Here is a 14,095-nt window from a genome sequence, read left to right on the forward strand (position 1 = left end):
GGCCCCGGTGCTTCCGCGGGGCGGAAACGACCGGAGCCGTTCGACGAGTGCGATGTATTACTCGGCGAGGTCTTACTTGGCGACCGCGACATCGACCGAGTGGATGCCCGCGCCTTCGGGGCGCACCTCGGCGGAGCCGTTGCCCGCCGAGGACAGCGCGCGGACGGTCCACGAGCCGGGGGCCGCGAAGAACCGGAAGTCACCGGTGCCGGACGCGACGACCTCGGCGGTGAAATCACCGTTGCCGTCGAGCAGGCGCACGAACGCACCGCCCACCGGCTGACCGTCGGTGCTCACGACACGGCCGGTGATGACCGTCTCCTTCTCCACGTCGACGCCGGCCGGGATGGCCTGACCCTGAGTAGGTGCTGCACACATATCGATTACTCTCCCAACTCGATCGGGGCTCCGACGAGGGAGCCGTACTCGGTCCAGCTCCCGTCGTAGTTCTTGACGTTCTGGTGGCCGAGCAGTTCCTGCAGCACGAACCAGGTGTGCGAGGAGCGCTCGCCGATCCGGCAGTAGGCGATGGTCTCCTTCTCGCCGTCCAGGCCGGCTTCCTTGTAGATCTCGGCCAGTTCCGCGTCGGACTTGAAGGTGCCGTCCTCGTTCGCGGCCTTGCTCCACGGCACGTTGATGGCGCCGGGGATGTGGCCGGGACGCTGGCTCTGCTCCTGCGGCAGGTGCGCGGGCGCCAGGATCTTGCCGGTGAACTCGTCGGGCGAACGCACGTCGACCAGGTTCTTGGTGCCGATGGCCGCGATGACCTCGTCGCGGAAGGCGCGGATGGACAGATCGGGCGCGGCGGCCTTGTACTGGGTGGCGGGCCGGTTCACCGGTGCGGTGGACAGCGGACGGCCGTCCAGCTCCCACTTCTTGCGGCCACCGTCGAGCAGCTTGACGTTGTTGTGGCCGTACAGCTTGAAGTACCAGTAGGCGTACGCGGCGAACCAGTTGTTGTTGCCGCCGTACAGGATGACCTCGTCGTCGTTGGAGATGCCGCGCGCCGAGAGCAGATCGGAGAACTGCTCCTGGTTCACGAAGTCGCGACGAACCTGATCCTGCAGGTCCTTCTTCCAGTCGAGCCGGACGGCACCCTCGATGTGACCACCGTCGTAGGCGGAGGTGTCCTCGTCGACCTCGACGAAGACGACGCCGGGGGCGTTGAGGTTCTCTTCGGCCCAGTCAACGGAGACCAGGACATCGGAGCGAGCCATTGTTTTCCTTTCAGAGATGACTTGCAGGGTCAGTTCGATGCCGGTGACCCGGCGGTGTGCGCGTCCCGCCCGGGGACGGAAGCTCGCGTGGCCACGGAGGGCTCGCGAACACCGCTGTCCGGAACGGTCCTGCGGAGGCGGGTCACCAGCGGATAGATCCGGCAACCCAGGCAGATCCCGAACGCCGCGTTCAGGAACGCCGCGAACAGGGCGAAGCCGGCGAACACCGCGCCGACGACTGTGGAGCCGAGCGCGAAGCCCAGCAGGCTGACGGCCGCGAAGACGAAACCGAGCAGCTGAGCGAACCGCAGCGGGGCCGCGGGCTCGGTCTCGCCGGTCGGCGCCAGGCGCGGCGCGCCGAAGGCGGCGTAGATCCGCCCGTACGGGTGGCGGCGCGGACCGAGGGCCGCGCCGACCGCGAAGACAACCGCCTGCGCGCCGATCAATACCGCGGCGGCCACTGTCGAGAACGCGGCGGCGATCAGGACGAGGACCAGGGCGGCGGTGGTCACCCATGCGGCGAATCGGGGGCCGCGAACATCCACCTGGCCGGTGGGAGTAACAGCGGTTTCGGAATTGTTTCGGATCTCGGTGGACATTGTGCGTACTCCTGCGCTGAATTAGTCCGATCACTGAAGGATTGCCAATTCGCCGGGGGATCGTGAGATCACTCGCGCGGCGGACAGAGGTCGGCGTCAGGAAATCCGGGAAAGCCGACCGATCAGCGGCACAGGCAGCAACAACCACCGAGCCGACACAGATCCACTGTGCGGCGTCGGGTGAGCATCAGCTCGTGGTTGGAAAGCACGACAGCAGTTTACCCAATTCGGCGGGGGAATAGGACCCGGGGTGGATCACAACCGTCGAGGGGCCTTGTCGTCGCAGCTCAGGCGGCTGCGGTGAGCGGCTCGAGCGCGGAGTGCAGGTCCGTGACCTTCGGGACGCCGGAGATGCGGAACCGTTCCCGGCCCTCGACGTCGAAGACGAACGTGGTGGGCAGCGAGAGCACGTTCAACTCTCGGGCGAGCGCGGGCTCGGCGTCGATGTCCACCTCGATGTCCTGCGGCGGCTGCGGCGATCCCGCGAGCTGGTCGGCGACATTGGCAACCACCCGGCGAACCGCGTCGCACGGTCCGCACCATTCGGCGGAGAAATGCAGGACCGCGGGACCGGCGCCGGTCACGCCGACGGCCGCCAGCAGTTCGGCGCGGGCCGAATCGGAGACTTCGATGCTTTCGGCCGCGCGGACCTTGCCTTCGCGCCTGCGCAGCAGGACGCCCACCGCCAGCGCGGCGAGCAGTGCCACTGCGAGGATGGTGATCTGGATCATGGTCGCTGCAATCGGTCGAGGTCGATCGTGACGTTCACGCCCTTGCCCTCCACGACGATCTGACCGCCCTGGGCGGAGACCTTGGTGGGCCGGACACCGAACGGCAACTCCTTCGTGTCGATGGTACGGGTGAACCGGGCGAGCACGGCAGGGCGATCGGCTTCGGTGATCACCGCCACCGGAGTGGTCTCGGTACCGGGGCCGCCGCGATAGAAGCCGGTCGCCACGATCTTGACCTGATCGCCGTCGAGCAGGAGGTCGGCCTGCACGCTGACCTTCTCGCCGCCGTACTGCGCGCCGGGGGTCTCCGGCAGGGTGCCGGTGAGCACGAGCGCGCCGGTGGTGGTCATACCGGAACCGCCCGATCCGCCGGTCCCGTCGGACTTGTCCGCGGGCCGCGAATGCACTTGCAGATCGGGGATCGTGAACAGTCGGCCGAGCTCGGTGGGCTCCACCCGCAACCTGCTGTCCACCCGCTCCACGGGCACGCCGCGCAGGCTGCCGTCGACCAGTTCGCCGACCGGCAGCCGCACTCCGGTCAGCGTCGCCTCCAACGCGATCTCGCCCGGGATGTCCTCCCGCTTCGCGCGCGCACGGATCTCCACGTGGTCGTAGCGGCTGTCCCAGGCCTGGCCGAGAAACGGGAAACCGTGGATCGTCACCTCCGGATCGGCGGTGAGATCGGCGCCGTCGCGCAGCGCCCTGGACACGCGATACTCCGAATAGGCCGCGGTACTGAAGTCGGCGACGACGGCGAATCCCGCCAGACACAGCAGGCCGATGATCAGCTTGCGCATGCTCCCCCGTCTCTCCGGGTCTCGGGCCGCGGCGACCGGGAGCCGCGCGGCGCGCGTTCGATTGCCGTATCGGCCGCCCCGCCGGTGGCGGGCATGCCCGATACGTAACCCATGTACGCACCATATCGGTTGGCTCGCGCCCGGCCGCCGGGTGTCCTCCGGTGCGGCCGCGGACCCGGAATGCGTGGTCATGCCTTGTTACGCGCTAATCTTGCATCCGATTACCTGTGATTAGCGACGTGGCCGCGGCAGTGCTGCCGTATCCGCGTGGCTACGAGATGGGAGGAGGGCCTGTGGAGCTGCTCCTGCTTACCTCCGACCCCAACCCCGAGTCGGTGTTGCCCTCGCTGGCGTTGCTGGCGCACAACGTGCGCCCGGCGCCGACGGAAGTGGCCTCGCTGCTCGAGGCAGGCACCGCGGACGTCGCCCTGGTCGACGCCAGGACCGACCTCGCCGCCGCTCGCGGGCTGTGCCGCCTGCTCGGCAGCACCGGGTCCTCCGTGCCGGTCGTCGCCGTGCTCACCGAGGGCGGCCTGGTCGCGGTGAACGCCGACTGGGGACTCGACGACATCCTGCTGCCCGGAACCGGCCCCGCCGAACTCGACGCCAGGCTGCGGCTGCTGGTCGGGCGCAACGGCGGCGTCGCCAGCCCGGAGAATACCGGCAAGATCACCCTCGGTGAGCTGGTGATCGATGAGGGCACCTACACCGCGCGGTTGCGCGGTCGTCCGCTCGATCTCACCTACAAGGAGTTCGAGCTGCTGAAGTATCTGGCGCAGCACGCGGGCCGGGTCTTCACCCGCGCGCAGCTGCTGCAAGAAGTGTGGGGTTACGACTTCTTCGGCGGCACCCGCACCGTGGACGTGCACGTGCGTCGTCTGCGCGCCAAGCTCGGCACCGAGTACGAGTCGCTCATCGGCACGGTGCGCAATGTCGGTTACAAGGCTGTGCGCCCGTCGCGCGCGGCGGTCAAGGGCGAGCCGGTGAGCTTCCACGACGACGACAACGAGGGCACCGACGACTCCCCGCTCACGCCGGTCAACGGCTCCGCACCGTGAGTTCCGCCGGGCGGGCGCTTCGATGATGCCGTCGTCGTGGCAGGCCGAGGTCGAAATGCCGCCCGCTTGCACGACGTTGCCAGGAGCGGACTCCGCGCGGGGTCCGCTGGCTCGATGAACGGAGGCCGATGAGCGGCGCGACGACACAGTGGATCGACCGTCCCGATGCGGACACGGCACAGGCCATCACCGCTTTGCTGGCACGGGCCACCGCGGCAGACGGGGTCGCCCCCGTCTCGGAACAGGCGGTGCTGTCGCTGACTTCCGGCGCCGACACGGGGACGCGTCATCTGCTCGCGCGGCGCGACGGCGCGCTCGCGGGCTACGCGAATCTCGTTCCAGCGCATGGCGAACATCCCGCCATGGCAGAGGTGGCGGTCGATCCGGCCCAGCGCGGCCACGGCGTGGGTACCGAGCTGGTCACGGCCGCCTTGGCCGCGGGCGGACCGGGCGCACGGGTCTGGGCGCACGGTGACCGGCCCGCGGCCAAGGCTGTCGCTGCGCATCTGGGGCTGCGGACTGCGCGTGAGTTGTGGCAGATGCGGCGGTCGCTGGCAACACCTGAGCTACCAGAATTGGCCGTGCCGGACGGCATCGCGTTGCGCACCTACGCCGGTCGCGCCGACGACGCGGAATTGCTGCGGGTGAACGGCGCCGCCTTCGCCTGGCACCCCGAACAGGGCGGGTGGACCGCACGCGATCTCGAGATCCGCCGCAACGAGTCGTGGTTCGATCCGGCGGGCCTGTTCCTGGCATTCGACACCGCCGCCCCCGATCGTCTGCTCGGATTCCACTGGACCAAGGTGCACCAAGGAGAGAACCCGCCGCTCGGTGAGGTCTACGTGGTCGGCATCGACCCTGCGGCGCAGGGTCGCGGGCTCGGCCGCCTGCTCACGCTGGCAGGTCTGCGCCACTTGCGGGACCGTGGATCGACCGAGGTGTTGCTCTACACCGAGGCGGACAACGCCGCCGCGGTGCGCACTTATACCCGGCTCGGGTTCGCTCCGGCGCACGTCGACGTCGCCTACGCCGCGGCGGAGTCTGAATAGGAGGCGGCAGACCGGGTGTCCGGGAGTAAAACTGGGGCAAACGTCACATCTCCCGAGAGCAATCGCGCCGGCCTGTTCACTCTCCGTTCACTCAGTTCGGTCCAACTGTCAACCACGTGACTTTAGGTTGAGTGAGGGCAGCACACTGCTGCCTGGTGCGCAAGTTCCCCGCGAACAGCACCACGGCACCCGTCCGGGCCGGTGAGGGACCGGACGAGTAGGACGCGATTCCGGAGGAATCAGTGAATCTCAAGCGCAGCAGCGCCCTCGTCGGTGTGCTGGCCGTCGGCGCGATGACGCTCGCCGCCTGTGGCAGCGACGACAACACCTCTTCCGACAGCGGCAATGTGGCCAAGGTCGACGTGGCGTGCGGCGGCAAGGAGGCCCTCAAGGCCAGTGGTTCCTCGGCGCAGAAGAACGCGATGGAGCGCTTCATCGCCGCCTACGAGAAGAACTGCGACGGCTCCACGCTCAACTACACCTCGAGTGGTTCGGGCGCGGGTGTGAGCGAGTTCATCGGCGGCCAGACCGATTTCGGTGGCTCCGACTCCCCGCTGAGCTCGAAGAAGGACGAGCCGAAGAAGGCCGCCGACCGTTGCGCCTCGCCCGCGTGGAACCTGCCCACCGTGTTCGGCCCGGTGGCGATCACCTACAACATCGACGGTGTGACCGATCTCGCGCTCGACGGCCCTACCGCCGCCAAGATCTTCAACGGCGCCGTGACCACGTGGGACGCTCCTGAGATCAAGGCGCTGAACCCCAACGCCAAGCTGCCGTCCGAGCCGATCGCGGTGATCTTCCGCAGCGACGAGTCCGGCACCACCGACAACTTCCAGCTCTACCTGGACGCCGCCTCCGACGGCGCCTGGGGCAAGGGCGCGGGCAAGGCCTTCAACGGCGGCGTCGGCGCCGGTTCGAAGGGCAACGAGGGCACCTCGGCCGCCGTGAAGAGCACCAAGAACTCGATCACCTACAACGAGTGGTCCTTCGCGAAGGCGCAGAACCTGTCGATCGCGCGCATCGTCACCTCGGCGAGCAAGGACCCGGTGACCCTCAGCGTCGAGTCGGCGGGCAAGGCGATCGAGTCGGCGAAGATCTCCGGCCAGGGCAACGACCTGATCATCGACACCTCTTCGTTCTACAAGCCGACGGTGGCGGGCGCGTACCCCATTGTGATGCCGACCTACGAGATCGTGTGCTCGAAGTACGCCGACGCCGCGACGGCCACGGCGGTGAAGGCCTTCCTCACCTCCGCGGTCACCAACGGCCAGCAGGGCTTGGACGAGGCCGGGTACATCCCGATCCCGGAGCAGTTCAAGACCAAGCTGACCACCGCCATCAACGCCATCTCCTGATAGCAGCCCCCCATGACCGTTCACGACGAGATCGCCGCCGCGGGTCAGTCGGATTCGACCGACCAGCGGACAGGCGGAGATACTGCGCTCATGCCGAGTAAGCCGAGCAACGAACCGGCCGCGAGGAGCCGTCGCCCGCACAGCCCGCGCGCGGAGATCATCTTCCGCTCGCTGGCCACGGCGGCGGGTGCGATCATCGTCGCGTCCATCGCGTTGATCGCGCTGTTCCTGCTCATCCGAGCGGTGCCGTCGGTGCTGGAGAACGACGCGAACTTCTTCACCAGCGCCGAGTTCAACACCTCCGATGCCAACAACCTACGGTTCGGCATCCGGGACCTGTTCATGGTCACGGTGTTGAGTTCGATCTTCGCTCTGGTGCTTGCCGTTCCCATCGGCATCGGCATCGCGCTGTTCCTGACGCACTACGCGCCGAAGACGCTGGCGCGGCCGTTCTCGGTGCTCGTCGATCTGCTCGCCGCGGTGCCCTCGATCGTGTTCGGTCTCTGGGGAATCCTGGTATTGGCTCCGCAGCTGGAGCCGGTCCAGACCTTCTTCAACGACAACCTGGGATGGTTGTTCCTCTTCTCGGACGGCAACATCCCGCTGGCCAGCGGCGGCACGATCTTCACCGCGGGCGTCGTGCTCGCGGTGATGATCCTGCCGATCATCACGTCGGTCAGCCGCGAGGTGTTCAACCTCACCCCCCGTGCGCACATCGAGGCGGCGCAGGCGCTCGGTGCGACGAAATGGGAAGTCGTCCGCATGACGGTGCTGCCGTACGGCCGCAGCGGCATGATCGCCGGCGCCATGCTCGGCCTCGGGCGCGCTCTGGGTGAGACGATCGCCGTGCTGATCGTGCTGAAGACGGCCGCCCAGCCGGGGCAGTGGTCGGTGTTCGACGGCGGCTACACCTTCGCCTCCAAAATCGCCTCGGCGGCCGCGGAATTCAGTGACCCGCTGCCGACCGGCGCGTACATCGCGGCAGGCTTCGTGCTGTTCGCGCTGACCTTCGTCGTGAATGCGCTGGCTCGACTCGCCGCAGGCGGAAGGGTGAACGGGTGATGACCACCTCGACTCTGGACCGGCCGATCAAGCCGCCCACCTTCCGGGACGTGAGCCTGGCGCGCCGGATTCGCAACAACCTCGCCACCGGTTTGGTCTGGACGGCGTTCGGTATCGCGCTCGTGCCGCTGGCATGGGTGCTGATCATGGTGGTCACCAAGGGGTTCAGCGCCGTGGTCCGGGCGAACTGGTGGCAGAACTCCCTGAAGGGCGTGCTGCCCAATCAGGTCGCGGGCGGCGTTTACCACGCCATCTACGGCACCGTCGTGCAGTCGTTGGTCGCGACCGTGATCGCGGTGCCGCTCGGCATCATGGCCGCGGTCTATCTGGTCGAGTACGGCCGCGGCGTGCTGGCCAAGACCACGACGTTCATGGTCGACATCCTGGCCGGTGTGCCGTCGATCGTCGCTGCCCTGTTCATCTTCGCGCTCTGGATCGCGACGCTCGGGTTCCCGCAGAGCTCGCTGGCGGTATCGCTGGCGTTGGTGCTGCTGATGTTGCCGGTGGTCGTCCGCAGCACGGAGGAAATGCTCAAACTCGTGCCGGACGAACTGCGCGAAGCGTCCTACGCACTCGGCATCCCGAAGTGGAAGACCATCGTGCGGATCGTGGTACCCACCGCACTGCCCGGCATGATCAGCGGCATCCTGCTGGCCATCGCCAGGGTGATGGGTGAGACCGCTCCGGTGCTGGTGCTGGTCGGCTACAGCAAGTCGATCAACACGAACATCTTCGACGGCAACATGGCATCGCTGCCGCTGTTGATCTACCAGGAGCTGGCCAACCCCGAAGCTGCCGGACGCGAGCGGGTCTGGGGCGCGGCTTTGACCCTCATTCTCATCATCGCCCTCCTGTACCTGGCGGCCGCGGTCCTCAACCGCCTGCTCACCCGGAACCGATAGAAGCGGAACGGATTACCGAAAATGGCCAAGCGGATCGACGTCAAAGATCTGAACATCTACTACGGCAAGTTCCATGCCGTGTCCGATGTCTCGCTGACCGTGCTGCCGCGCAGCGTGACCGCCTTCATCGGTCCCTCGGGTTGTGGCAAGTCCACCGTGCTGCGGTCGCTCAACCGCATGCACGAGGTAACTCCGAACGCTCACGTCGAGGGCGCGGTAATGCTGGATGGCGAGGACATCTACGGCACCCAGATCGACCCGGTGGGCGTGCGCCGCACGATCGGCATGGTCTTCCAGCGACCGAACCCGTTCCCCACCATGTCCATCAAGGACAATGTGGTCGCGGGCCTGAAGCTGCAGGGTGTGCGCAGCAAGAAGGAACTCGACGAGGTCGCCGAACGCTCGTTGCGCGGGGCCAACCTGTGGAACGAGGTGAAGGACCGCTTGGACAAGCCGGGCGGCGGCCTCTCCGGCGGTCAGCAGCAGCGTCTGTGCATCGCGCGTGCCATCGCCGTATCGCCCGACGTGCTGCTCATGGACGAGCCCTGCTCGGCGCTGGACCCGATCTCCACCCTGGCGATCGAGGACCTGATCACCGAGCTGAAGAAGGAATTCACCATCGTCATCGTCACCCACAACATGCAGCAGGCCGCGCGCGTGAGTGACCAGACCGGTTTCTTCAACCTGGAGGCCCAGGGCAAGCCGGGCAAGCTGATCGAGATCGACGACACCGAGAAGATCTTCTCCAACCCGTCCCAGAAGGCCACGGAAGACTACATCTCCGGCCGCTTCGGCTGATCCCGATTGCCGAGCGGTTGTGCACCGAGGCTGCGACCGGCAAAGTGAAGGCCCTGGTCGCGGATCCCGCGTGGGGCCTTTGCCTGCCGCCGCGTTCGGTCCACTGACGGAAAAACTGTCCCCTTCCGGATCGGCGGTTGCGAACGGCAACAAGCTCGCCGACCGCAAATTCGGCGACTGCAATCGGTTACGCCGGACCCGGGCCGGACTTGCCGACCCGATCGACGCGGCCCAACTCGCACTGCGGGCACTCGCCCAACGCGTTTCCGATTGCCTGACCCACTCCGACCACCTGAAGACGCACCTCGGCGAACTCCTCGAATGGCTGGCGCCAGGTGACAACGCAGGTATTCGCCCGTGGGCCGGATACCGCTGCCGCGCTGATAATTTCGATCGGCGACAAACCCGATGGCTGATCGCCGAAGCCGTGTTCGCGTGGGTGTGGCGTCGCACCTATCCCGGCCGAGGATTCCTTGCGAACGGGTGCGGAACGTGCGCTCTAGTCATTGTGACTTCGAGCATGATTCGGTAGCCTGTGGAACAGGGGGGTTCGAATTGCGCAACCTCTGTGAATTCTATTGAAGCGAAAGAGGTTTCGTGATGGCAGTACGCTTGCTCTCCGGTGCGTTGGTCGGTGTGGCCACGATCTTGGCCGCGACGATGCCGCAAGCTGCGGCTGCGCCAACAGCGCCTTGCGATGCGTATACCGTTGGCAACATTCGCTATGAGGGCTCGACGAAGTGGATATGTTACTCATTCGGCGGGGGCAAGTACGGATGGGTCACCGTTTCCGGATAGTGATACCGGCGCCTGGTGCAATCTATGCCGTCGACAACTGGCAAGCCGTCGGCGCATAACCTTGCAGTCCAACGATCGGCCCCGCCCGCTACTAGCGGTCGGGGCCGATTTCGCCGTTGTCGGTGCCTACGGTCCGGTGGGCGTCGTGCTCGTCTACCTCACAACTGCGCGTCCATCGCGTCGAGGCCGGCGCGGAACTCTTGGTCGGACACTTCGTAGTTCGCGCGCCGCGTTTCCCGATGTTCGAAACTCGTTTACCGCGCATGGCCATCACCGCCATGCGTCGTCGACATTCGTACCCACGGTGGAACATACATCGCTCAGCGCCGAACCGGGCAGACCACTACCGAGAGCATCGGTGGTGGCACGCACGGTCAAGCGCCGATTTCGCCGCCGATCTCGTCCATCGACGCGGCCAACCCGCGCAGCTCCGCTGGATCGACGTTCATGACGCCCCCCTTCCGACCGGACACCCTCCGGCGTAACGCAATACCAGAGCACTCCCGCCCCGTGCGGCCGATCTAGCAACCGCCGCATGCGAAACGGCAAGCGCAGCAGGCTTTTCGCTTATTTCTCCGCGTCGGGGTCCGGCGGGAGCACGCCGGTGACCAAGAAGATGACACGGCGGCCGATTTCAACCGCGTGATCGGCGAAGCGCTCGTAGTAGCGACCGAGCAGCGTGACATCGACGGCAGCCGCCACGCCGTACTTCCAATCCCGGTCCATGAGCAGTGTGAAGAGGTGACGGTGCAGATCGTCCATCGCCTCGTCGTCCTCGTTCAACTGTGCCGCGCGCTCCGGGTCGCGGGTCTCCAGCACCTCGCGCGCGCCGGCTCCCATGTTCACCGCGATGCGGCCCATCTCGGCGAAGTAGCCGTTGACGGACTCCGGTAGCGCGTGGTTCGGATGACGCCTGCGCGCGACCTTGGCCACATGCAACGCGAGCGCGCCCATCCGGTTCACGTCGGCGACGATCTGGATCGTGCTCACCACTTGCCGCAAATCACCGGCGACCGGCGCCTGCAGCGCGAGCAGAGCGAAGGCCTTCTCCTCGGCGTCCTGGATCAGCTCGGCGATCCGGTCGGCTTCGCCGATCACCTGCTCCGCCAGCGCGAGGTCCGCCTGGAGCAGAGCTTGGGTAGCCCGCTCCATGGCCGAGCCGGCCAACCCGGCCATCTCGCCCAGCAGGTGGGCGAGCTCGGCCATTTGCTCGTTGTAGATGACACGCATAACAGCTGACACTAGTTCGCTGCGCTGACCAAGTCACGAACAGGGAGTGAATGACCGGTGTGCATCATTAGCGCGGAGGTTGCCGTTGATGCGTCAATGACCGCGATCAGCACCCGTCCGATTTCGAAACGATGACATCACGAACATTGTGGTCTGTGTCGCACCTTCGTCTTCGGTGCGCGCAGAGCCCTACTTGCAGATTTCGTCGGCCGCGTTGACGTGTTCCAAGTCCGACGGCAGCACGGCAGGCGTTGAATCCGTAGCGGTGCTCGTTGCGACGTTGGTTATCTCGTCACCGACCGGCGTCGGCGCCTTCACCGTGACGCCGGCCTTCGAGTCGCCTCCGATGACGACCTCGACGATGCCGCCGAGATCGTCGGCTGCCTCGATGGTCGCGCCGGGGATCGAGGTCGCGACGGTCGCGGCCTCGGCCTCCAGGCCTGGGGCGTAGCGGACCTTCGTCGTCGGGGAGGTGCCGTTGGCGTAGTTGCCGGTGTTGTAGATCGTGAAGCCCTGGTTGCCCAGCTTGGCGGCCGCCGTGCGCGCCAGCCCTTCGACGCCGGAGCCGTTGGACACCAGCAGCGAGACGGTGGAGGGATCCGCCGCCCGGTATTTGGCGGTTCCTGGCGCGGCTGGGGCGGGAGCGGGTGCGTTCGCGTGCACGGACGGCTTCTCTCCCGGCAGCGGCTGATCGTCGCGGATCGCCTTGAAGATCGCCTTGATGTCGGATTCACGGGGAATCTCGTTGCCGTAGGAGGTCGTGCCCGCGGTCGGAACGGTGATGAAGGTGACCGCGCCCGCGTCGATCTTCTGCAGTGAGCGTCCCAGCATCAGAAGGTCGCTCGGTTCTACCTTCTGGACCCAGGTGTGCTGGCTGAACGCGCTGATGAAGCCGTTCAGCTTGCCCGGATTGAACAGCACCTTACTGGACAGGGTGCCGCGTAGCAGCGAAGCGAGGAAGCGTTGCTGCCGGTTGATGCGGTCGTAGTCGCTGCGCTCCTCGCCGTAGACATGCCTGGCGCGCACGTAGTTGAGCGCGGTTTGGCCGTCGATGCGCTGCTTGCCCGGCTGCTCGAGGATGGTGCCGAGCACGTCGTCCACGAGCGGCTTGGACGCGCAGACCTCGACGCCATCGATTTGGTTGACCATCGACTCGAAACCGGCGAAGTCGATGCCGATGAAGTGATTGATCGACGCGCCGGTGAGGCGCTGAATCGTGGAGACGAGGCACATCGGGCCGCCGAGATTGTAGACGGCGTTGAGCTTGTCGCCCATGGCAGACGGGAACTTCTCGTCGGTGTATTTGTTTTTCTCGTTGTCCCACCCATAGCACTGGGGCCTGGTCACGTCCAGGTCGCGCGGGAAGGAGACTACGACGACCCGATTCCGGGACTTCGGGATGTGGACCAGCATGGTGGTGTCGGCGCGGGCGCCCTCGGCATCGTCCAAAGTGCCCGCGCCGAGCTTGCCGTTGGCCCCTGCGCGGGTATCGGTGCCGACGAGCAGGTAATTCTCGTCGCCGAGTTGGGCGTTGGAATCGACGATGTCCTCTGAGTTCTCGTCCAGTGCCGACACCTGAGTGAAGCTGTCGGTAGTCGACTGCAAGTAGCTCCAGCCGCCGCCGGTGACCAGCAGCGCGAGCGCGGCGCTCAAGGCCAGTCCGGTTCGTCCCGTGGCGCGTAGCCGCTTGTTGCGGCGCTCCCGGGAGGCCTGCAGGCGGGTCTGGGCGGTGCCGACGGCCTTCGGCTTGGCGCTCTTGCCGTCCTTGGTCGGCCAGCCCACGCCCTTGCGTAGCGCGCGCGTCGGTTCGTCGATCGAGGGGATTACGTCGGTGACCTCTTCGGCCTGCTCCGGCTCCGGACGCGCGACCGGCGCATCGGGCGCCGTGCGCTCGGCGGGGCGGCGGGTAGCCGCGCGGGCGGCCGGTGTGGCTCCCGTGATGTCCTGAACCACCGGCGAGCTACCCGTCTGGCGTGGAGGTGGTGTATCCGGCGCGCGCCGGGGACCGGCCGCGGCGCCGCGGCCATTGGCGGCGGCCGGGTCGGCCGGCCTGCGAGGAGCTTCCTGCCGCGCTTCGGCACGGTTGATTCGTGCCGAGGGGGTGCCGGCCTGCGGCGGTAGCGACTCAGGGCGCCGACCTCGGTTCACCGGGGAGCCGGGAATCGGTGGCGTCGGCTCGGCGGGGCGGCCCCGGCCTTTGGCGGCGGCCGGGGCCGCCGGGCCGGATTCCGTGCGGCGACCTCGGCTCGGCGCGGCGGACGGATCCGATTGGGTGGGCTCGGCGCGGCGGCCTCGACGGCCACTGCGCTCGTTATCGACCCGCTGGACGAGATCCTGAACCGTCAGGGGGGCGGAATTCTGGTCCGGGGTGGCGTCGGTATGGCGCGAACGGCGAGACGTGCGTGCGGCGTCCCGGTCGGGAGAGTCCTCCGCGGGATACCGCTCCCACGGGGCGCGACCTCCGGGCCGTGGCGAACGCCCGTGCCGATCGTCACCCAC

The 14,095-nt window shown here is 67.1% G+C and carries 13 protein-coding genes; 6 read left to right on the top strand and 7 right to left on the bottom strand.

Going from position 1 to position 14,095, the window contains the following annotated elements:
- Positions 1-72: 72 nt before the first annotated feature.
- The 5 genes from K8O92_11730 to K8O92_11750 all read right to left on the bottom strand — a co-directional run bounded on the left by K8O92_11730 (position 73) and on the right by K8O92_11750 (position 3,344).
- Positions 73-378 (bottom strand): DUF1416 domain-containing protein, encoded by a 306-nt coding sequence (locus K8O92_11730; GenBank protein ID UAK34453.1) that lies wholly within the window; start codon positions 376-378, stop codon positions 73-75.
- A 5-nt stretch (positions 379-383) separates the two neighbouring features.
- Positions 384-1,217: a sulfurtransferase gene (locus K8O92_11735; GenBank protein UAK34454.1), complete on the bottom strand. Its 834-nt coding sequence runs from the start codon at positions 1,215-1,217 to the stop codon at positions 384-386.
- Positions 1,218-1,246: 29 nt separating this feature from the next.
- Complete coding sequence (locus K8O92_11740; protein UAK34455.1) at positions 1,247-1,816, bottom strand: DUF4395 domain-containing protein; 570 nt, start codon at positions 1,814-1,816, stop codon at positions 1,247-1,249.
- Between the two features lie 287 nt (positions 1,817-2,103).
- Complete coding sequence (locus K8O92_11745; protein UAK34456.1) at positions 2,104-2,547, bottom strand: thioredoxin family protein; 444 nt, start codon at positions 2,545-2,547, stop codon at positions 2,104-2,106.
- Positions 2,544-3,344: an LmeA family phospholipid-binding protein gene (locus K8O92_11750; GenBank protein ID UAK34457.1), complete on the bottom strand. Its 801-nt coding sequence runs from the start codon at positions 3,342-3,344 to the stop codon at positions 2,544-2,546. The genes K8O92_11745 and K8O92_11750 overlap by 4 nt, the downstream gene beginning before the upstream one ends.
- Before the next feature lie 293 nt (positions 3,345-3,637).
- On the opposite strand from K8O92_11750, the gene K8O92_11755 reads away from it, so the two are divergent.
- From K8O92_11755 to pstB, 6 genes are all read left to right on the top strand, one after another.
- Positions 3,638-4,402, top strand: coding sequence for a response regulator transcription factor (locus K8O92_11755; protein UAK34458.1), 765 nt, complete (start codon positions 3,638-3,640; stop codon positions 4,400-4,402).
- Positions 4,403-4,530: 128 nt separating this feature from the next.
- A complete protein-coding gene (gene mshD / locus K8O92_11760; protein UAK34459.1) occupies positions 4,531-5,451 on the top strand; it encodes a mycothiol synthase in 921 nt (306 codons plus the stop codon).
- 242 nt (positions 5,452-5,693) lie between these two features.
- Complete coding sequence (pstS, locus tag K8O92_11765; GenBank protein ID UAK34460.1) at positions 5,694-6,806, top strand: phosphate ABC transporter substrate-binding protein PstS; 1,113 nt, start codon at positions 5,694-5,696, stop codon at positions 6,804-6,806.
- A 90-nt stretch (positions 6,807-6,896) separates the two neighbouring features.
- A complete protein-coding gene (gene pstC, locus K8O92_11770; GenBank protein ID UAK35637.1) occupies positions 6,897-7,868 on the top strand; it encodes a phosphate ABC transporter permease subunit PstC in 972 nt (323 codons plus the stop codon).
- Positions 7,868-8,770 (top strand): phosphate ABC transporter permease PstA, encoded by a 903-nt coding sequence (pstA, locus tag K8O92_11775; protein UAK34461.1) that lies wholly within the window; start codon positions 7,868-7,870, stop codon positions 8,768-8,770. Before pstC ends, pstA begins: the two co-directional genes overlap by 1 nt.
- Before the next feature lie 21 nt (positions 8,771-8,791).
- Entirely contained in the window at positions 8,792-9,568 is a 777-nt protein-coding gene (pstB, locus tag K8O92_11780; GenBank protein UAK34462.1) for a phosphate ABC transporter ATP-binding protein PstB, read from the top strand.
- A gap of 1,365 nt (positions 9,569-10,933) precedes the next feature.
- On the opposite strand, the gene phoU is transcribed toward pstB, so the two are convergent.
- Both phoU and K8O92_11790 read right to left on the bottom strand, forming a co-directional pair.
- A complete protein-coding gene (gene phoU, locus K8O92_11785; protein ID UAK34463.1) occupies positions 10,934-11,596 on the bottom strand; it encodes a phosphate signaling complex protein PhoU in 663 nt (220 codons plus the stop codon).
- A gap of 189 nt (positions 11,597-11,785) precedes the next feature.
- A complete protein-coding gene (locus tag K8O92_11790; GenBank protein UAK34464.1) occupies positions 11,786-14,095 on the bottom strand; it encodes an LCP family protein in 2,310 nt (769 codons plus the stop codon).

The sequence above is a fragment of the Nocardia asteroides genome (assembly GCA_019930625.1).
Lineage (GTDB): Bacteria > Actinomycetota > Actinomycetes > Mycobacteriales > Mycobacteriaceae > Nocardia > Nocardia sputi.